This window comes from Brevundimonas sp. (assembly GCF_004210735.1).
Lineage (GTDB): Bacteria > Pseudomonadota > Alphaproteobacteria > Caulobacterales > Caulobacteraceae > Brevundimonas.
Genome location: NZ_SDZL01000014.1, coordinates 1 through 18,715, shown reverse-complemented (window position 1 = coordinate 18,715; position 18,715 = coordinate 1). Strand labels below are relative to the sequence as shown.

At 67.4% G+C, this 18,715-nt stretch carries 16 protein-coding genes and 1 pseudogene; 4 read left to right on the top strand and 13 right to left on the bottom strand.

All coding sequences use genetic code 11. The annotated features are described in order from the left end of the window. Positions 1-2: 2 nt before the first annotated feature. The 3 genes from EON91_RS04630 to EON91_RS04620 form a co-directional block, all read right to left on the bottom strand. Positions 3-1,406 carry an MBOAT family protein gene (locus tag EON91_RS04630; protein ID WP_292091936.1) on the bottom strand — a complete coding sequence of 468 codons (1,404 nt, stop codon included), beginning with the start codon at positions 1,404-1,406 and terminating at the stop codon, positions 3-5. Continuing rightward, positions 1,406-2,572 (bottom strand): GDSL-type esterase/lipase family protein, encoded by a 1,167-nt coding sequence (locus tag EON91_RS04625; protein ID WP_292091935.1) that lies wholly within the window; start codon positions 2,570-2,572, stop codon positions 1,406-1,408. The genes EON91_RS04630 and EON91_RS04625 overlap by 1 nt, the downstream gene beginning before the upstream one ends. A 73-nt stretch (positions 2,573-2,645) precedes the next feature. Further along, complete coding sequence (locus tag EON91_RS04620; protein ID WP_292091933.1) at positions 2,646-3,512, bottom strand: DUF459 domain-containing protein; 867 nt, start codon at positions 3,510-3,512, stop codon at positions 2,646-2,648. Positions 3,513-3,719: 207 nt separating this feature from the next. On the opposite strand from EON91_RS04620, the gene EON91_RS04615 reads away from it, so the two are divergent. From EON91_RS04615 to EON91_RS04605, 3 genes are all read left to right on the top strand, one after another. Then, positions 3,720-4,421 carry a CoA transferase subunit A gene (locus EON91_RS04615; RefSeq protein WP_292091931.1) on the top strand — a complete coding sequence of 234 codons (702 nt, stop codon included), beginning with the start codon at positions 3,720-3,722 and terminating at the stop codon, positions 4,419-4,421. Between the two features lie 2 nt (positions 4,422-4,423). After that, positions 4,424-5,074 carry a 3-oxoacid CoA-transferase subunit B gene (locus EON91_RS04610; protein ID WP_292091929.1) on the top strand — a complete coding sequence of 217 codons (651 nt, stop codon included), beginning with the start codon at positions 4,424-4,426 and terminating at the stop codon, positions 5,072-5,074. 110 nt (positions 5,075-5,184) lie between these two features. Beyond that, positions 5,185-5,754 (top strand): dihydrofolate reductase family protein, encoded by a 570-nt coding sequence (locus tag EON91_RS04605; protein ID WP_292091928.1) that lies wholly within the window; start codon positions 5,185-5,187, stop codon positions 5,752-5,754. A 511-nt stretch (positions 5,755-6,265) separates the two neighbouring features. Here EON91_RS04605 and EON91_RS04600 read toward each other — a convergent pair. The 10 genes from EON91_RS04600 to flgK form a co-directional block, all read right to left on the bottom strand. Next, positions 6,266-7,519, bottom strand: coding sequence for a DUF418 domain-containing protein (locus EON91_RS04600; protein WP_292091927.1), 1,254 nt, complete (start codon positions 7,517-7,519; stop codon positions 6,266-6,268). Positions 7,520-7,606: 87 nt separating this feature from the next. Further along, positions 7,607-8,245: a glutathione S-transferase family protein gene (locus tag EON91_RS04595; protein ID WP_292091926.1), complete on the bottom strand. Its 639-nt coding sequence runs from the start codon at positions 8,243-8,245 to the stop codon at positions 7,607-7,609. Positions 8,246-8,258: 13 nt separating this feature from the next. Next, positions 8,259-8,930 carry an ABC-type transport auxiliary lipoprotein family protein gene (locus EON91_RS04590; protein WP_292091925.1) on the bottom strand — a complete coding sequence of 224 codons (672 nt, stop codon included), beginning with the start codon at positions 8,928-8,930 and terminating at the stop codon, positions 8,259-8,261. Then, the gene (locus tag EON91_RS04585) at positions 8,927-9,865 is read right to left on the bottom strand and encodes an MlaD family protein (RefSeq protein ID WP_292091924.1); all 939 of its coding nucleotides are present in this window, start codon (positions 9,863-9,865) and stop codon (positions 8,927-8,929) included. The genes EON91_RS04590 and EON91_RS04585 overlap by 4 nt, the downstream gene beginning before the upstream one ends. A gap of 15 nt (positions 9,866-9,880) precedes the next feature. Continuing rightward, the gene (locus tag EON91_RS04580; protein WP_292091923.1) at positions 9,881-10,645 is read right to left on the bottom strand and encodes an ABC transporter ATP-binding protein; all 765 of its coding nucleotides are present in this window, start codon (positions 10,643-10,645) and stop codon (positions 9,881-9,883) included. Next, the gene (locus tag EON91_RS04575) at positions 10,642-11,763 is read right to left on the bottom strand and encodes an ABC transporter permease (RefSeq protein WP_292091921.1); all 1,122 of its coding nucleotides are present in this window, start codon (positions 11,761-11,763) and stop codon (positions 10,642-10,644) included. Before EON91_RS04575 ends, EON91_RS04580 begins: the two co-directional genes overlap by 4 nt. An 81-nt stretch (positions 11,764-11,844) precedes the next feature. Continuing rightward, complete coding sequence (locus EON91_RS04570) at positions 11,845-13,305, bottom strand: UdgX family uracil-DNA binding protein (RefSeq protein ID WP_292091919.1); 1,461 nt, start codon at positions 13,303-13,305, stop codon at positions 11,845-11,847. Continuing rightward, positions 13,305-14,546: a putative DNA modification/repair radical SAM protein gene (locus EON91_RS04565; protein ID WP_292091917.1), complete on the bottom strand. Its 1,242-nt coding sequence runs from the start codon at positions 14,544-14,546 to the stop codon at positions 13,305-13,307. Before EON91_RS04565 ends, EON91_RS04570 begins: the two co-directional genes overlap by 1 nt. Before the next feature lie 63 nt (positions 14,547-14,609). Beyond that, the gene (locus tag EON91_RS04560) at positions 14,610-15,530 is read right to left on the bottom strand and encodes a flagellin (RefSeq protein ID WP_292091915.1); all 921 of its coding nucleotides are present in this window, start codon (positions 15,528-15,530) and stop codon (positions 14,610-14,612) included. Next, positions 15,527-17,647, bottom strand: coding sequence for a flagellar hook-associated protein FlgK (gene flgK, locus EON91_RS04555; protein ID WP_292091914.1), 2,121 nt, complete (start codon positions 17,645-17,647; stop codon positions 15,527-15,529). The genes EON91_RS04560 and flgK overlap by 4 nt, the downstream gene beginning before the upstream one ends. A 445-nt stretch (positions 17,648-18,092) precedes the next feature. On the opposite strand from flgK, the pseudogene EON91_RS04550 reads away from it, so the two are divergent. Continuing rightward, a pseudogene (locus tag EON91_RS04550) lies at positions 18,093-18,715 on the top strand (hypothetical protein); the annotation flags it as partial.

The following is an 18,715-nucleotide window of genomic DNA, read 5'->3' as shown; positions in this document are numbered from 1 at the left end:
CGTCAGAACTGGAAATAGATGAAGGGCGCCACGCCCTCGGGCCGCATCGCCTCGACCACCAGGAAGGCCGCACCCAGCATCAGGCCCAGGACCACCGAATGCGCCGGTTTCAACCGCGCGGCCAGCCCCTCGACCGCGCGCGGCGGCAGCCAGTGCATGCCCAGGCCGATCACGATCAGCCCCAGCAGGAAGGGCGTGACCACCGCCACCGGCCCGATCCGCCCCAGCCCCTGAAGCATCTGCATCGCCAGGCCGAAGGTCTCGGCCCGGAACAGAATCCAGCCCAGACAGACCACATGGAAGGTCACCAGCACGCCCAGCCAGGCGGGCATGGCCCGCCGCTCGCCCAGCACCGTACGGCCGACCCGCTCGACCACCTGCGCCCCACCGTGCAGCGCGCCCCAGGCGACGAAGGTCCAGGCCGCGCCGTGCCACAGGCCGCCCAGCAGCATGGTGATCATCACATTGACGCAGGAAGCGACCAGCCCCTTACGCCCCCCGCCCAGCGGCACATACAGATAGTCGCGCAGCCAGCTGGACAGGCTGATGTGCCAGCGGCGCCAGAACTGCTGCATCGACCCGGCGCGGTACGGCTGGTCGAAATTGCGCGGGAATGAATAGCCCAGCAGCGCCGCAATCCCGATGGCCATGTCCGAATAGGCCGAGAAGTCGCAATAGATCTGGACCGCATAGCCATAGGTCGCCGCCGCGATGTCCAGCGCACTATAGGCCGACGGGTCGAAGAAGACCGGATCCACCAGCCGGGTCGCCAGCTCGGCCGCGATGATCGTCTTCTTGAACAGGCCCCAGACGATCAGCAGCAGGCCGTGGGTCGCCATCTCGCGCGTCAGGCGGGGTGTGCGCGCGAACTGGGGCAACAGGTCCGACGCCCGCACGATCGGCCCGGCGACCAGATGCGGGAAGAAGCTCATCAGCAGCATGACGTCCAGCAGGCTGCGCGCCGGCGGCGTCTTACCGCGATGGACATCGACCAGATAGCTGATGCCCTGGAAGGTGAAGAAGCTGATCCCCACCGGCAGCACCACCTGCAGCAGCGGCAAGTCCCGCTCCCATCCGAACCGAGCCAGCAGCTCCACCGCCTGTTCGACGAAGAAGCCATAGTATTTGAACACGCCCAGGATCAGCAGGTTGGCCGCGACGCCCAGCCCCACCAGCCATTTGCGCCCCGTCCCCTCGGGCCGGCGCACCACCAGGGCCGCGACGCCCCAGTTCAGCACCGCCGAGGCGATAAGCAGGCCGACGAACCGCCAGTCCCACTGGGCGTAGAAGAACCAGCTGGCCAACAGCAGGAACAGCTTGCGGCGCTCGTTCTCGCGATCCAGCGACCAGCTGATAACATAGACGATCAGGAAGAAGACGCCGAAGGCCAGGGTCGGGAACAGCATCAGCGCGCCCCCTTCCAGGCGTCGAAGGCGGTCATCAGGTCATCGGCCAGCATACCGCCGATCCAGTCGGCGCCGGTGGCGGTGAAATGCACCCGGTCCGGCCGCATCATCGGCTCGGACAGGGTCGCCAGTCGCTCGGCCGCGCAGTCACCCCCCATTCGTCCATGCCAGTCCCAGAACGCCACACCCGTGTCGGCGGCGACCCGGCGCTGCACGTCCCGGACCATCGCCAGACCCGGCGGCGCCCCGCGCCCGGCGCCGCAGCCGTTCAAGCCCGACTTCAGCGCGTCCGGCGCGCCCAGGATCATCAGCGCCGTGCCCGGCGACAACGCCCGCAGCCGCGCGATCTGGCCGCGCAGCAGGACCTCATACCCCTGCGCCGTCAGTTGGGCGTCAAAGCCGTCATTGGTCCCGAAGGCCAGGATGATCAGGTCCGGCCGCCATGCCGCCAGTTGCAGCGCCGTCAGCGCCGGGTCCCGCTGCGCCAGATCGTTCAGCGTCGCCCCGACCACGCCTAGGCCGGACACGGCCACGCCACCCGACACGGCCGTCAGTCGAATGTCGTGCAGGGTCGTCACGCCCTGCTCGCCCGTCAGCGTCACCTCGTCCACGGGCTGCGACAGCACCACCTCACGACAGGCCACGCCCGGCTCGGGCGCTGCGAAATCGGCGATCTGCACGCTTTCGGACGTTCGTACGGACACCGCGCCGACGCCGGGGCCGACATCGGCGCACAGTCCCATCGTGCGGGATTGCGCCGGCCCCTCCAGCCGCAGCGTCAGCGACCGCCCCGGCGCCACGACCGCGCGGGCGCCGGTCAAGCCGAAACCGCTGACGGCGCCCGATGCGCTCAAGGGGGCGGTCTGAACTGACCAGCCCTCGACCGTCATCTCCACCTGCAACGGGCGATAGCCGGAATAGAGCGGCCCCGGCGGCAATACGCCCGGCCCACCGCGTCCGAACCGGGCCTGCAACGCCGCCCTGACGGCGCCGGTGATGCGGTCGCCCGCCGTATGGCTGTCGCCCAGTTGCAGGATGTGGACGGGCCGCGTCTGCTCACCCGCCTCGACCGCCGCCAGCGCCTCGAACAGGCCCGCCAGTGTTCCGGTGTCACACAATCCGCCCGGGCACAGGCTGTGACCGGGTGACGGCGGCGACAGGGCCACATAAGGCGTTTGGGCCCGGACCGGCCCGCTCAGGGCCAGCAGTCCAGCGACAAGGAGCGCCCCCGCCCGCACCTCAGCCGGCGGCCCCGGCGGCCATACCGGCGTCGCGCATCAGACGTTCGGCCACCGGCGCGCTGATCCGCTGATAGCCCGCCATCGACATGTGAATACCGTCGTCGGCCCGCATCAGGCGACGCCGTCCCGCCTCGGTGGTCAGATAGGCGTCGTATCGACCTTGGGGGTCGGAGGTCAGGGTTTCGGTCGCCAGATAGGGCACGGCCAGCGCCGTCATCCGCGCCTCGACCACCCCGTTGATGACGGCCATCCGGGCGTCGAAGCTCTCGCGCTTCATGCGCGGCAGGCCGACCCAATAGACCGCCACGTCCCGCGACCGCAGCAGGGCGACCAGATCATCCACACGCCGACCATAGGCCGCCTTCCACGCGTCAGAACCAAAGGGATGCAGTTCCCCGTCCAGACTGAGCGTCTGGGCGTCGTTGGTCCCGAACAGGATGACCGCCGCATCCACCGGCTGTTCGTCCAGCTGGCGTGCGGTCTTGGCGCCGATATCGACATAGTCGTAGCGGGTCAGGCCGGTGGACACCTCGCTGAACTTGGTCACCGTGACGCCCGGTTGGTCGCGCAGGTCGCGGTACAGGCCGGCCCACAGGCCGTCGGCCATGGAGTCGCCGAACACACCGATCCGCAGCCGGCCCTCGGCCATCCGATCCTTCAGCGGCGTGACCGTCACGGCTGGCGCGGCGGCGGGGACCGGCGCGGGCGGCGCGACAGGCGCCGGCGCACTGGCCGAGGCGTTCGCCGCTCCGCCCAGCAACAGGGTGGGATGGCGCAGCCAGGCGCGCCCGTCCGGCGTCGCCGCCAGCCCAAGGGCGACGCCCGCCACGAACGTCAGCGCCAATGCGTTGATGCCTGCCCGCACGTGTCCCCCTGCCGGCCGGTTGCATGAAAGTCTGGCCTTCTTACCCGACGAACATCGTCGCGCCAGCGCCTGCGCGCCACAGGCGAGAGAAAAGGTTAACGCTGTTCATGCGGGTCTAAGCCTTTCGCCCGCTTGCCGCCGCGCTTGCGCCGGGTTAGGGACGAGACAGACCGCGATATTCATCAGACGGTGAAAAAAGGGAGAGCGATGCGCAAGGTATACGCTGACGTCACGTCCGCGCTGGAGGGCCTGACTTTCGACGGCATGACCGTCATGTCCGGCGGCTTCGGCCTGTGCGGCATCCCGGAAAACCTGATCGCGGGGCTGAAAGCCTCGGGCGTCAAGGGCCTGACCGTCATCTCGAACAACGCGGGCGTCGACGGCTTCGGCCTGGGCCAGCTGCTGGAGACGCGCCAGATCGCCAAGATGATCTCGTCCTACGTCGGCGAGAACAAGGAGTTCGAGCGCCAGTATCTGGCCGGCGAGCTGCAGCTTGAGTTCAACCCCCAGGGCACCCTGGCCGAGCGCATCCGCGCGGGCGGCGCGGGCATCCCCGCCTTCTTCACCGCCACGGGCGTCGGCACCCTGGTCGCCGAGGGCAAGGAAGTGCGCAATTTCAACGGCCGCGACTATGTGATGGAAACCGGCCTGGTCGCCGACCTGGCCATCGTCAAGGCGTGGAAGGCCGACGAGCGCGGCAACCTGGTGTTCCGCAAGACCGCCCGCAACTTCAACCCGATGATGGCCACGGCGGGCAAGGTGACGGTTGTAGAGGTGGAAGAGATCGTCCCCGTCGGCTCGATCGACCCGGACCACATCCACACGCCGGGCGTCTATGTCGACCGCCTGATCCAGACCGTGTCCGAAAAGCGCATCGAACAGCGCACCGTCCGTCAGAAGGGAGCGTAATCATGGCCCGCACTCGCGAACAACTGGCCGAACGCGCCGCGAAAGAGCTGCAGGACGGCTTTTACGTCAACCTGGGCATCGGTATCCCGACCCTGGTCGCCAACTATATCCCCGAAGGGATGGAGGTCACCCTCCAGTCCGAGAACGGCATGCTGGGCATGGGCCCCTTCCCCTATGAGGGCGAGGAAGACCCCGACCTGATCAACGCCGGCAAGCAGACGATCACCGAAATCCCCGAGAGCAGCTATTTCAGCAGCGCCGACAGCTTCGCCATGATCCGCGGCGGCCACATCAACCTGTCCATCCTGGGCGCCATGGAAGTGGCCCAGAACGGCGACATCGCCAACTGGATGATCCCCGGCAAGCTGGTGAAGGGTATGGGCGGCGCCATGGACCTGGTGGCGGGCGTCAAGCGCGTAGTCGTGGTCATGGATCACGCCAACAAGCATGGCCAGTCCAAGGTCCTGAAAACCTGCACCCTGCCCCTGACCGGCACGGGCGTGGTCAGCCGCATCATCACCGACCTGGCCGTCTTCGACGTCAAGCCGGACGGTTCGGGCCTGGAACTGATCGAACTGGCCGACGGCGTCACCCTGGACGAGGTCGCCGCCAAGACCGAGGCCGACTACACGGTCGCGCCCGGCCTGGGCTGAGCCTGTTCATCATCGCACGGGCCGGAAGTCCGCTTCCGGCCCGTTGCGGCGTTTCTGTGTAAACCTTGCCCCTCTGGCGATCCGGTCCCTTTGTGGCCTAGGCTCGCCGCATGGGACTTCTGACCTTCTGCCTCAACGTCACCGTGGACGGCTGTATCGACCACCAGGCGGGAATCGCCGACGACGAAACGCACGCCTTCTTCACCCGTCTAATGGATGACAGCGGAGCGATGCTGTGGGGCCGCGTCACCTACGAAATGATGGAAAGCTATTGGCCCGCCGTCGCCCACGGTGATGTCGATGCCCCGCCGGCGTTACGCGAGTGGGCGGTCAAGCTGGAGACCAAGCCAAAGTATGTGGTGTCATCGACGCGCGCGGTCTTCCCCTGGACCAACAGCCACCCCATCACCGGCGACCTGCACACAGGCGTGCAGAGGCTGAAGGACGCGACCCCCGCCGGCGTTCTTCTGGGCAGCGGCCAGCTGGCGGCTGCACTGGACCGGCTAAATCTGATCGACGAGTACAAATTCCTCATCCATCCCCGGATCGCCGGCCACGGCCCGACCCTGTATCAAGGCGGCTTGCCCGATCCGCGACGGCTTGAGCTGATCTCAGCCACACCGTTCAGCAACGGCGTCGTCGCCACGCACTACCGACGCGCCCGCTCATTGCTGCCCTGACTACGACGCCTGCATGTCTTACCGGCAACCGGCATTGGATGACTCGACCAACTTCATTTTCGACGATAGCCGATTGGCCTCGGCCATTCGTATCTGCCTGACCAGTTGTCGTTCGGTCTCGATCAGCAAGGCGACGTAACAAGTGTCGTCCAGGGGGCGCGGCCCTTCGATTTCTCCGCCCATAGTGGCAGCGACGGTGATCAAGAGAAGCTGACCCTCCGCGCGATATAACTGCTTGATCAAAGCCCCGTGCGCGATGGTTCCGTCCGGGTTGGAAAGCCAAGCTTTACCCCGATCTCCATACGTAACCGCATATCCATCAGGTAGCGCCGGCCCGCACCCGATGAGAGCCATACAGCCAGCCGCTAGCCACACCCAACTTTTCATCGCCCACAGGTAGCACAAATTCCGAAAGCTCCCCGCCCAGCAATCACACGACGGCTCGGGACGTGACGTAGGACGTCGCCCGTTCTTACGGTGCTGCCTTTAACTTGGCCTTCCTGCTGGCGCGTTAAACAGCCAGCGCCCCTTCTCGCTTCACCAGCGGCACCCAGCGTCCGTGCGTCAGGCAGCGCCAGATCCATTCAAACGGCCCCATCTCGAACCTCGACAGCCACAGCGGCGACCAGGTCAGTTGCAGGGCCCACACGGCCAGCACGATGCCCCACAGCGCGGGTCGATCGACCTCGCCCATCAGGCTGCCGCGTCCGCCATAGAAGATGCCGGTCATGATCAGCGACTGGGTCAGATAGTTGGTGAAGGCCATCCGCCCCGCCGCCGCCAGCGGCCGCATCGCCATGCCCGCCTTGATCATCAGGATCAGCACGCTGGCGTAGGCCAGGGCGATGATCGGCGAGATCAGCGTCTCGGCCAGTCGCCCGCCCAGCACCGGCGCGCCCAAGACATGCTCCTGCCACGACAGCCAGGCCTGCAAGCCCAGCCCGGCGGCCCCCACGACGATCACGGCGCCGTACACCCACGAACGCGAACGCCCCGCCAGGAAGCCCGACTTGAACAGCGACAGGCCGATCATCATCAGCGCCAGCGTCGGGGGGATCAGGAACGGGTTGCCGGACAGCAGCCGCAGATACGCCTCGGTATTGACCCGGTAGGCGCCGGCCCACGACGACTTGGCCTCGGCCGTCTCCGCCGCCGCCATGGCCCGCAGGCCGTCGATCTGTTCTTGCGGGCGGATCAGGGCCACGGTCGCCTCGGCTCGCGCCTCGGGCGAGGCATTGGGCAGGACCGCCGGGTCCATCCCGTTTGTCGCCATAAGGACATAAAGCGCCGCGCCCATCACCAGCAGCGTCCTGGGCCCGAACGAGCGGAAGAACAGCATCACCATGCCCGTGACGGCATAGAGCGCCAGGATATCGCCCCACCACAGGCCGAACCCGTGCATCAGGCCCAGCACCAGCAGCACCGCCAGCCGCCGCCACAGCACACGGCCCTTGCCCTTGTCCGTCCGCTCGCCGCCCACCAGGAATAGCGACACGCCGAACAGCATGGAGAACAGCGCCACGAATTTGTGGTGGAAGAAGGCGTCCATCACCCAATAGGAGATCGCCGTGGCGCCCTCGTTCGGGAAGGGCCAGGTCAGGGGATACAAGGCCCCGAACATCGGCTGGGCGAACCCGTCGGCGTTCACCGCCAGTATGCCCAGGATCGCCAGACCCCGGATCACATCCAGCGTCTGAACGCGCACCTTGGGCTTGCCGATCGATTGCGCCGGCGCCGTCTCCGCATCCGCTGTCACAGCCGTCATGCCACCCTCCCCGACCTTGTGTCCGCCAAGGACTAGGTCAGGTTTGCGGACGCGAGCACTTAAATCGCGGTAATCCGCCGCGCGGCGTCAGCTGTCGGCCGGGCCGGTGAAGGGTTTGTAGATCGCGCGGAACGGGGCCAGCGCCTCGCAGCGCTCATTGTGGGCGGACAGCGCGGGCCAGGCGGTCAGGTCGATCTCGTCGGGGCTGGACTCGCGGGCGTGTTGCAAGGCGCAGCCCAGGGCGATGTCGGCGTGGGTCAGGGCGTCGCCCATCAGCCAGTCGTCGGTCGCCGTGGCGCGCAGGGCCTCCAGCGCCGTCAGGCTGGCGTGGATCTGGGCGCGGCAGCGGTCCAGCCAGACCTGCGACCGGACCTCGTGCAGCGCCTTTTCGTAGAACAGGGCCACGATCTTGTCGGACAGGCCGGTGGCCAATGCGGTGCGATACAGGATCTCGCGCCGGGCCACGCCTGAGGCGGGGATCAGCGCCTCATCGCCCGCCGCCCGCTGCTGGTCGTCCAGCCAGTCCAGGCAACAGGCGCTGTCGACCACCACGGCGCCGTCGTCCAGCACCAGGGCCGGCACGCGCCGCGTAGGATTGTAGGCGGCGATCCTGTCGCCCTCGCCGAACGTCGACCACGGCTGGTTCTGAAACGCGACGCCGTACAGGGCCGCAGCGATCCCGACGCGGCGCACGAACGGTGAATCGTACTGGCCGATCAGGATCATCGCGCGCCGGTCCCTATCGCGCGGCGGCCAGCGGGGTCGGGGCCGAGCTGATGCTCCAGTCCACGATCCGGGTGTTGATGTCGCGCGTGGCGACGTCGAACGCCTGAACGATGGCCGAGACGCGGTTCTCACCCGCCGGTTGGGTGACGCTGAACACCCGCTCGACCGTGCGGCCGTCCTCGGGGCGGATCGGGCCGGCGCCGCGCTCGCGTTCCGGCGTGTTGCGCAGCTGCGCCCGGGCGGTGATCACCACCGTCGGCGCCGCGTCCTTGCCGTCCAGATAGCGCGCCTCGAAGCTGGACACCGTCACCCGCAACACCAGCGGCGTTGTGCCGGGCTCGCGCCGGTCCAGCACCCGCACCTGATCCGGTCGCGCGGCGAAGGCGGCGTTCAGGCTGTCGTCGAACAGGGTCTCGGCCGGCGACACCCAGCGCGCGCCGCCGATGTAGGCGGTTTCCGTCCCCGTCACGCCCAGAATGCGGGCGTCCTTGGACGCGTCAGGGAACTCGATCCGGCGGATCGACACCAGCAGCGGCGCTGGCGTGTCGCCCGCCGGGGCCGGGGCGTCCATCTGCGCCCCGAAGCGATACATCTGCACCGGATCAGGCGTGGACAGCAGGGCGCAGGCGCCGAGTGACAGGGCGGCGCCGGCCACGACGCCGCCTTTCAGGACAGAACGGATCACGGCTGGACCTCCAGTTCCTTGGATTGGGGACGGGCGATCAGGTCGCGCGGGCTTTCGCGCGCGTCGTCGATCAGCGACTGCAGCGAGCGGGTCGCCTCCTGCAGCTCCTCGATGGTCTGGCTCAGTTGCGGCAGGCTGGAGGTGGCGAAGCTGTCCAGCGGCTGTTCCAGTCCGGTGACGCTGCGGTTGACCGAGGCGATGGCCTGGCGGGCCTCATTGGTCGCCTGGTTGATGTTGGCGATGGCCTGACGACCGTCGCTGTTCACCACCTGACGGACGTCCGTCGCCAGCCCCTGGAACTCCTGTACCGCCTTGTTGGCGTTGGTGATGGCCTGCTCCAGCTGTTGCAGCATGGCCTTGCGGGCCTCCAGCTCGGCCGTCAGCGATTCCACGTTCTTCAGGCTGGAGGAGAAGGAGCGCACGTTGTCGTCAGACAGCACCCGGTTGATGCGGTTCAGCGCGTCCACCGTCTGGGCCAGCACCGTGCCCGAGCCGCTCAGCAGTTCGGCGATAGGGCTGGGCTGGCTCTGGATCACCGGCACCACATTCTCGGGATACTGGGTCTTCAGGATAGCGCTGTTGGGTGTGCCCGCCGTGATCTGGATGTAGTTCAGGCCCGTGATGCCCTGCGGCTCCAGCTGGGCGCGGGATGTGACGCGCACCGGCGTGGTCGCGTCCAGACGGACCCGGGCGATGACCTGATCACCCTTGTTCGGATCCAGGTTCAGATCGGTGACCTCGCCCACGCGAATGCCGTTGAAATGCACCTCGCCACCTTCGGACAGGCCGCGCACGGGCCCGTAGAAGACGATGTCGTACAGGTCGTAGTCGTTGTTGAACTGCAACCGGGCCAGCCAGACCGTGAACACGGCCAGCGCTGTCAACAACAGCACGGTGGCGATGCCGACGGCGGCGTAATGGGCGTCTCTTTCCATCTCGTCCCGCTCTCCTCAGGCGGCCTTGTGGGCGGCGCGTCCGCGCGGCCCCAGGAAATATTCCTTGATCCACGGATGTTCGGAACGCTCCAGTTCCTGAACCGTGGCCTTCTCGACCACCTGTTTGTCCGCCAGCACGGCGACCTTGTCACAGATGGCGTACAGGCTATCGAGGTCGTGGGTGATCATGAAGACCGTCAGGCCCAGATCGTCCGACAGCTGACGGATCAGATCGTCGAACGCCGCCGCACCGATGGGGTCCAGCCCTGCCGTCGGCTCGTCCAGGAACAGCAGTTCCGGATCCAGCGCCAGCGCCCGCGCCAACCCGACCCTCTTGCGCATGCCGCCCGACAGTTCAGCGGGCTTCAGATAGTGGGCCTCCGGCTTCAACCCGACCATCGCGATCTTCATCTCGGCCAGTTCGCGGATCACCTCGCGCGGCAGGTCGGTATGCTCGACCAGCGGCGAGGCGACGTTGTCCAGCACCGTCAGGGCAGAAAACAGGGCCCCCTGCTGGAACAGCACGCCTGTGCGCCGCTCGATTTCAGCCGCCTGATCCTTGGTCATGGCAGCGCGATCATAGCCGAGCAGTTCGATGGAGCCGCCTTCGGGCTCCTTCAGGCCGATGATGGAATTCAGCAGCACCGTCTTGCCGGTGCCCGATCCGCCGACGACACCCAGCACTTCGCCCTTCTCGACGTCCAGATCCAGATCCTGATGGATCACGCGCTCGCCGAACTGGCTGAGCAGGCCGCGCACTTTGATGACCGGCTCGCTCATATGCCCAACTCGATGAAGATCAGGGCGAACACGGCGTCCAGCAGGATGATGGCGAAGATGGCCTGAACCACCGCCGAGGTCACTCGGCGACCCAGCGATTCCACGTCGCCCGCCACCGACATGCCCTGACGACAGCCGATGGCCGCGACCACCAGGGCGAAGACCGGCGCCTTGACCAGTCCCACCAGCATGTGCCGGTGCATATAGCCGTCCTCGAGCATCCGCTGGAAGAAGAAGGCCGGGCCCAGGTTCAACTGGGTCCAGCACACCACCAGACCGCCCAGCAGGCCGCCCAGCATCGCCAGGAAGGTCAGCAGCGGCATCATGACGACCAGCGCCGCCAGTCGCGGGATCACCAGCGCCTGGAACGGATTGACGCCCATGACCTGCATGGCATCGACCTCCTGGTTCATCCGCATCGACCCGATCTCGGCCGCAAAGGACGACGCGGACCGCCCCGCCAGCAGCACCGCCGCGATGACCACGGCGAACTCGCGGAACACGGCCACGCCGATCAGCTGCACCGCGAACACCTGGGCCCCGAACTGGGTCAGCAGGTCCACGCCGATGAAGGCCACCACCGCGCCGATGAAGAAATTCGTCACCACCACGATAGGAATGGCGTCCAGCCCGGCGCGCTCGGCCTGGCTGACCCAGGCGGGCCAGCGGATGGCGCGCGGATGCTTGAAGGCTGAACCGACCGCCGTGATCAGCCGGCCCAGGAAGGCGAAGGACAGCAGGGCTTCGGCCCCGAAATCATAGACCCCCCGCCCGATCTTGGCGAAGGTCCGCGCCACCGAGTTCGGCCGGGGCGGCGGCGATCCGGCCTTGCGCTCCAGCTTTTCGACCGTGCGATACAGGCGTCCGGCCTCGGGTCGCTCGCGCCATGCCTTTTCGGGCAGGCGTCCGTCCGACACCTTGACCAGGGCCAGGGCGCCGGCGGTGTCAAACCGTCCCAGCTCGTCCAGCGCCACGCCTTTCAGCGGACGCTCACCCAGGTCACGTTGCAGCCGTTCCCCGACGCGGCCCAGCCCCGTCGTGGTCCAGTCGCCAGACAGGCGCAGCAGGGCGCCGCCGTCCGTTTCGTCGATCCGGAAATCCGCAGCTGCCCCCGTCATGCCCCCTACCTAGATCGCCTCCGCGCTTTTGCCCATGGCCAAGCCTGGAGCGTGACGACAACGCGGCTCGACCGTATTCGTTCAGCCACGCTGCAAGCTGTGCAACAGGGCCTGTGTCGCGGTCAGATCTTGCACAAACCGCGCGCGCTCCGCCGCCTTCCCCGCCTCGTCCGGAATCCGCAGCAGATAGGACGGGTGGACCGTGATCATCAGCAGCGCCCCGTCATCCAGCGGGATCGGCGTACCGCGTTCCTTCGTCACTGCAACCTTGCGGTCCAGCACGCCCAGCGCCGCCGTGCCGCCCAGCGCCAGAATGACCTTGGGCCGGATCAGCCGTCGTTCGTGATCCAGCCACCAGCGGCAAGCCGCCACCTCGCCCGCGTCCGGCGTCCGGTGCAGCCGCCGCTTGCCGCGCGGCTCATGCTTGAAATGTTTGACGGCGTTGGTGACGAACGCTCGATCCCGCGCCAGCCCGGCCTCGGCCACCGCGGCGTCCAGCACCCGCCCCGCCGGACCGACGAACGGGCGCCCGGCCAGATCCTCCTGATCACCCGGCTGTTCGCCCACGATCATCAGGTCCGCGCGCGCCGGACCTTCGCCGCACACGCCTTGGGTCGCATCGCGCCACAGCGGACAGCGGCGACACCCCTGAACAGCCGCATCCAGCGCCGTCAGCGTGTCGGGCGCGACCTCATCGGTCGCATGGCGCGACACAGTGGGGGCTACGACCCGTTCGTGGCGATGGTGGGGTTCTGAAGCGGGCGCGGCGACCATGGCGTCGGTCCGAACCGCCGACTGCGCCACCAGTTCCGGGATCAGCGCCGCCTCGGGCAGGTTCTTCCAGTATCGCCGCGGCATCTCGGACTGCATCATCCGCGTCTTCAGCCGCGCCGGATTGAAGGTCGAGGCGTAGTAGGTCTTCCAGAATTCCTCGATCTGGTCCTCGTGCGGCGCCATGTCGCGCGTCGCGGGTGGGCCAAAGGTCAGGGCCTGGCCATCCCACCCCGCCGTGCCGTCGGGGGTCAGGATCGACCAGCGCATGGTCGTGAATCGCCGGGCGAAAAAGGGCGCCGTGCGCCGCAACACCCGATGCGCCGGCTCGAACCAGGCGACCCATGCCTCGCCCGCCGCATCGCTGACCTGACGAAAACGGACGAAGGCCTTCATCTTGTGGCTGGCGCGGCTGACGTTGCGCACCCGATCCAGCGCATCGGCCACGTCGGGATCGGACACCACCCTCATCAGATCCGGCTCGCCCCCCAGCCGCCACAGCAGCCGGTACAGCAGATCGAACCTGTCGGCCGACCGATGCAGGATGACCGCCTGGGCCGTATCGATAAAGGCGCGCGGCACGGCGAAGGGCGTCGTCTCAGACGTCGCTGGGGACGGGGCCACAGGCTCGACGAACAGACCGCCCTGCTCCGCCCCGCCGCGGACGACGAACTGGGCGTCGGAGGGCCGCACGCCCGCCGCACGGAACGCCCGCGCCGCCTCGCGCCAACCGTCAAAGTCGATTTCGTCCGCCAGCGACGCTGTGCGCATCAGAACAGGCTCAGTTGCGTGGGCGCGCGCGCGGGCGCCAGTCGCGCCTTCAGATCGGCCGCATCGGTCAGGCCGCCGGGCGTCCAGTCCAGCGCGACGATGAACGGCCGCACCTTGTCGACCGACCGCGTCAGCCGGGCCACGTCCTCCAGCCTCAGCGTGCGATAGCGGCGCACGGCGATAATCCGGTCCACCGACTTCACCCCCAGTCCGGGTGTGCGCAACAAGGCCTCGCGTGAAGCCGTGTTCACATCAACCGGAAACTGATCGCGATGACGCAGCGCCCAGGCCAGCTTGGGATCGATCGCCAGGTCCAGCATCCCGTCTTCCGACCCGTCGCCGATCTCGGGCGCCGAGAAGCCATAGAACCGCATCAGCCAATCGGCCTGATACAACCGATGCTCGCGCATCAGCGGCGGTTTCGACACCGGCAGGGCGCCCGACGAATCCGGGATGGGGCTGAAGGCCGAATAATAGACCCGGCGCAGGCCATAGCCGCCGTACAGCGAGGCGCTGCGGGCCAAAATCTCGGTGTCCGGCGCGCCGTCCGCGCCGACGATCAGTTGGGTGCTTTGACCGGCTGGCGCGAATTTCGGCGGCTTGATCCGGTCGCGTCGCTCGGGCCTGGCCGCCTCGACCTTCAGCCGCACCTGCCCCATGGCCCTGCGGATGACGCCTGCGTCCTTCTGCGGCGCCAGACGGCCCAACGCCTCGTCGCGCGGCAGTTCGATATTGGCCGACAACCGGTCCGCGTACAGCCCCGCCAACTCGATCAGCCGAGGATCCGCCTCGGGGATCAGCTTCAGATGGATATAGCCGCGAAAGTCGTGATCCTCGCGCAGCCGGCGCGCCACCTCGACCAGTTGCTCCATCGTATAGTCGCCCGAGCGGATAATGCCCGAGGACAGGAACAGCCCCTCGATATAGTTGCGCTTGTAGAAGTTCAGCGTCAGGTCGACCACCTCCTCCACGCTGAACCGCGCCCGCTCGACGTTCGAGGACGACCGATTGATGCAATAGGCGCAGTCGTAGATGCAGAAATTCGTCAGCAGGATTTTCAGCAGCGAAACGCAGCGACCGTCGGGCGTATAGGCGTGACAGATGCCCATCCCCTCGGTCGAGCCGATGCCCTTGCCGCCCATCGAATCCCGTTTCGACGTGCCCGACGATGCACAGGACGCGTCATATTTGGCGGCATCCGCCAGAACCGCCAGTTTTCGTCTCAGATCGATTTGCGCCATAGTTCCCGTTATGTTCCATAACGGATTCCGCGTCCAGCGTGACTGGAATGATCTTTTTCCGGGTTATCTCAGATAGTTGAGCAGAGACACGTCGCGCAGCTGGCTGACCACCTGGGCCGAGGCCTGGATCGCCATCTGGGCCAGTTGCAGCTCCGTCACGGCCCTCAGCGGATCGACGTGGGTCTTGCCCTTGGTCAACTGCTCCAGTGAGAGCAATTGCTTTTCCTGGGCCTCCACGACGCTGTCGACCCGGTTCTGCATCGCGCCGTTGTTGGCGCCCATGCTGATGATCGAGTCCCGCGCCTGGTCCAGACGGGTCAGCTGGTCGGTCAGGAACTGCTGCATCGCCGGGGTGGGCGAACCTTCCAGCGCCGTGGCCTCGTGGAACTGCTGGATATCGCGGAAGATTCCATAGAGCTCGGTCCCCATCTCGCTGGCCAGGAAACCGGATTGAATCCAGCTGCCCTCATCGATGCGCGACGACTGTTTCAACTGGTCGTTATTGAACAGGCCCGCAACGCTGGGCTGCGCGGCCATTTCCTCCAGCGTCATCTGGTCCAGCGGCGCATTGTCGACACGTCCGCCAGCGAACAGATACTGGCCCTGATGCTTTGTGTTCAGGCCGTCCTGCACCGACTGGAACTGGTTCTGCAGCTCCGCCATCAGGCCATCCAGCCGTCCGGCCGCCAGGGCGTCGGCGATCGCCTGACGAGCCGATTTGGCGCCGTCGATGACCCGATCGAACGCCAGCGCCTGGGTTTCCAGCCGCGCCGCGACCGTGTCGGCCGTGTCCTTGAACCCTGTGATGCGAGCATGCGTGGACTTCATCGCCGTCAACGCCTCTGCGCCCCGGCCAAAGCCCCCCAGGTCCGTCGCCGCCCGTTCGGTCGAGACCTTTTCATTGGCGTCGTTCAGCCTTCGCTGGGACGCCATCAGGTCCAGAAGGGCCGAATTGTAGCTGCCGAGGGTCGATACCCGGGTCATTGCGCCATCCCCAGAAGAACGTCGTACATATCCTTGGCCGCCTGAACGAGGCGCGCCGAGGCGTTATAAGCCTGCTGATAGACAGTCATCATCACCAGTTCCTCGTCCAGGTTGACGCCCTCCCTGGACGCCTGCCGGGCCGAGGCCTCCTGGAACAGGGCTGTCGCGCTCTTGCTGCGGGTCTCGGCCAGACTGGCCTTGCCGCCGATGTCGCCCGACAGTTCCGAACTGTAGCGCGAGATCGACAGCGTCCCGCCGGAGGAATCGCCCGCCGCCTGGAACACGCTGCTGCGCTGACCGGCGTCGGCCAGCCGCGCCGCGCCCCGACCATCGCCCTTGCTGATCGCCGACACGCCGGCCGCGACCGACAGGTCGATCTGCGCCAGGGCCAGCAGCGAGGGATTGGCCCGGATATCCGACCGGATCGAGAAACCGTCAGCCCGGGCCGCGCGCACCCCTCCGCCGATACCGAACATGTCGCTCAGAGACACGCCCGAAGGCGTCTGGGTCGTGTTGTCGTCCAGCACCGACAGACGCAGCGGCGGCTGCGACGTCGACTTGTAGGTCACGGCGCCGGTCGTGGGGTCCAGGCTGAACTGACCGAACCGGCCAATGCCTGTCGCCGGGTCGTTCAGCGCAGCCAGCATGTCGGCCACCGTCCCGCCCGGCGGCACGGTGATGGTGATGTCGCGCGCCTTGGCCCCGCTCTCGCCCGTCAGGCGCAGCGTCAACGCCTGTCCGGCGGTGAAACCGTGCAGCGAACCCGGCTTCAGCCCCAGGTCATAGTTCGACGGCCCGTTGGTGGTGACCAGATCGTTCAGGCCGAAATAATGCGAGAAGCCCCGACCTGCCTTGTCACTGGCGGAGGCGGGGTCCTCGGCGATGGCGATGCCGTTCGTGCCCGTGGCCTGAAGACTGAGCACACCGTTGTTGAAGCTGGCGACCGCGTCCCCGCCCAGCTCGGTGTTCAGCACGCTGAGGAAGGTCGCGGGCGTGGCCGGCGACCCGTTGATGGTCATGGTGGCGCCCGAGAAGACGATCTCGACCGTGTTCTGGACCACGCCCGCGGCGTTGGTCACGGCGATCGTGCTGCGCCCGGTGAAGCCCGCGATGGCGGTTTCGAACGACTGGCCAACATTGCGCCCCGTCATCGTGGTCGGCGGCGGCAGGCTGGTGTTGGCGTTGTGGGCGCGGTTCAATTCGTCCGCGACCCTACTCATCAGTTCGCCAAGACGTTCGGCCGCCTGCGGCGCTTCCACGTCGCGCAGCTCGACCAGGCCCCGGATCTCGCCCGAGCTGACAGTGTCCAGCAGGGCCCGCTTCTGACCGCTGGGCTCCGTGACCCAGATCTCGTTGAAGCTGGTTTGCGCGTTTACCGACCCCGCGCGGTTATAGGACAGCGTCGCATAGCCGTCCCCCGCCAGCAGGGCGCCGCCGCCGGTGCGGATCGACACCCCGCCCACGGACCGGCCGCTGACCCGGACGTCCATCAACTGGGACAGTTCCGACACCAGCGCGGCCTGCGTCGTCTCGGCCCCAGAGCTGTCGTCGCCCTTCACCGTCGCGCGGGCGATTTCGATGTTCAGCTTCTCGATCTGCTGCAACAGGGCGTTGGTGCGTTCGACCGCCGTGGTCAGCCGGCCGTCCGCATCCTCGCGCGCGGCCTGTATTTGCTTCGAGATGCGGGCTGAATCCTCGAACAGGGCCTGGGCCTTGAACAGGGCGTCCTGACGCAGCGGCGACGAGGCCGCATTGTCCACCGTCGCGCCAAAGGCCGAGAAGATGCCGTCGACTTGGCTGAAGAAGCTGGAGTTCCCGCCCGGGTCGCCGAACAGCGACTGGATGCGGTCATACAATTCATAGCGGACGTTCTGGCGGCTGGCCTCGGCGCCCGCATTCAGGCTGGCGGCCTGAAGGAACCGATCGGTGGCCAGACGGATGCGCGCCACCTCGACGCCGTTGCCCGCGCCCTGGGTCGACAGACTGCGCTGGTCGGCGACCTTGCGGATGTATCCGGGCGTGTTGACGTTCGAGACGTTGTCCGAAACGACCCGCAACTGCTGCTGCGCGGTGTTCAGCCCCGACGTGGCGATGTTGAGGATGGAATTCAGGGACATCAGGCCCTCCCCGTCACGGCGACGCCCGGCAAGCCTTGCTGACCTGCGCGCGCTTTTTGCCCGGCGCGCGCCGTCGCGGCCGTTGGCAGGCCGTTGTTTTTCAAGGTTTTCGCATTTCGAGCGCGGTTCATGACCGGACAGGAGCGCAATCTTCGCGCCATGCCGGGCAGATGCGGCCACAGCAGACCGGCCTCCGCACCACCACACCCCTGGACAGCCTCACCAGACCCTGACGCGGCCCGCATTTCGGTCCGGCGCCGGGCAAAAATGCGCGTGGGGGCGGCAACAAGCGCCGGTCATCGGTAACGCTTGTCAGACCACATCACATGATTTTCTCGACATATCAGTCAGTTGATCGGCTCCGCCCAACTGGCCCGGCGTTTGCGGAGGGTCTGCCGAATGTCAGGCGCAGCAGGCGCCGCTCCATCCCAACTTCCGGCGCTTCATGTCGTTTGCAGGCCTGCTGTCCATCGTCGCTCCCGCTGCGCCCACCGGCGACAGCGCCCCGGCGTCCGCGCCGGGCAGCGACGTCGCGGCCGAGTTCGAGGCGCTGGTGGCGATCTGGAGCAAGAGCGCGCTCCCGCCCGCGACGCCCGACAAGGACGACAAGACGGACGAGGCCGAAACGACCGACGCCGTCATCCAGCCCGCCACGTCCGCCCCGCCTGCCGTCACGCCGTCCCTGATCGTTGCGCCCGTCGTGACTGATGGCGGCCAGGGCGTGAACGCCGAGGGCGAGGCCCCCGGCACGACCCCGCCCGTCGCCGCGCCCGTCACCCCTTCCGCAGATATCGACACCGCGCCGCCCGCGCCCCACGCTGATGCGCCGTCCGACGAGACCGTATCGCCTGTCGCTCCGTCGGCCGCACCGACGACAGGCGACGCGTCGCAACCCGCTCGCCCTGTCGGCGCCGAAACTGCGCCCCAGCCCGCTCGCACCGCGTCGCCGGCTCAAGCCCCGGCCCAGACCGCGAACGCCGCCGCGACGTCCGACGTCCCGGCGCCCGCCCCGGCCTCGACGGCGACCGCCACCCCCGCGCCGCGCGCAGAAACGGCGCCGGCGCCCAC

What these genes read in the sequence shown, in the direction of transcription:
- EON91_RS04580 (WP_292091923.1), bottom strand. Translation starts at nt 10,645, where the DNA reads ATGAGCGAGCCGGTCATCAAAGTGCGCGGCCTGCTCAGCCAGTTCGGC.
- EON91_RS04630 (WP_292091936.1), bottom strand. Translation starts at nt 1,406, where the DNA reads ATGCTGTTCCCGACCCTGGCCTTCGGCGTCTTCTTCCTGATCGTCTAT.
- flgK (WP_292091914.1), bottom strand. Translation starts at nt 17,647, where the DNA reads ATGTCCCTGAATTCCATCCTCAACATCGCCACGTCGGGGCTGAACACC.
- EON91_RS04605 (WP_292091928.1), top strand. Translation starts at nt 5,185, where the DNA reads ATGGGACTTCTGACCTTCTGCCTCAACGTCACCGTGGACGGCTGTATC.
- EON91_RS04570 (WP_292091919.1), bottom strand. Translation starts at nt 13,305, where the DNA reads ATGCGCACAGCGTCGCTGGCGGACGAAATCGACTTTGACGGTTGGCGC.
- EON91_RS04585 (WP_292091924.1), bottom strand. Translation starts at nt 9,865, where the DNA reads ATGGAAAGAGACGCCCATTACGCCGCCGTCGGCATCGCCACCGTGCTG.
- EON91_RS04560 (WP_292091915.1), bottom strand. Translation starts at nt 15,530, where the DNA reads ATGACCCGGGTATCGACCCTCGGCAGCTACAATTCGGCCCTTCTGGAC.
- EON91_RS04565 (WP_292091917.1), bottom strand. Translation starts at nt 14,546, where the DNA reads ATGGCGCAAATCGATCTGAGACGAAAACTGGCGGTTCTGGCGGATGCC.
- EON91_RS04600 (WP_292091927.1), bottom strand. Translation starts at nt 7,519, where the DNA reads ATGACGGCTGTGACAGCGGATGCGGAGACGGCGCCGGCGCAATCGATC.
- EON91_RS04610 (WP_292091929.1), top strand. Translation starts at nt 4,424, where the DNA reads ATGGCCCGCACTCGCGAACAACTGGCCGAACGCGCCGCGAAAGAGCTG.
- EON91_RS04575 (WP_292091921.1), bottom strand. Translation starts at nt 11,763, where the DNA reads ATGACGGGGGCAGCTGCGGATTTCCGGATCGACGAAACGGACGGCGGC.
- EON91_RS04595 (WP_292091926.1), bottom strand. Translation starts at nt 8,245, where the DNA reads ATGATCCTGATCGGCCAGTACGATTCACCGTTCGTGCGCCGCGTCGGG.
- EON91_RS04615 (WP_292091931.1), top strand. Translation starts at nt 3,720, where the DNA reads ATGCGCAAGGTATACGCTGACGTCACGTCCGCGCTGGAGGGCCTGACT.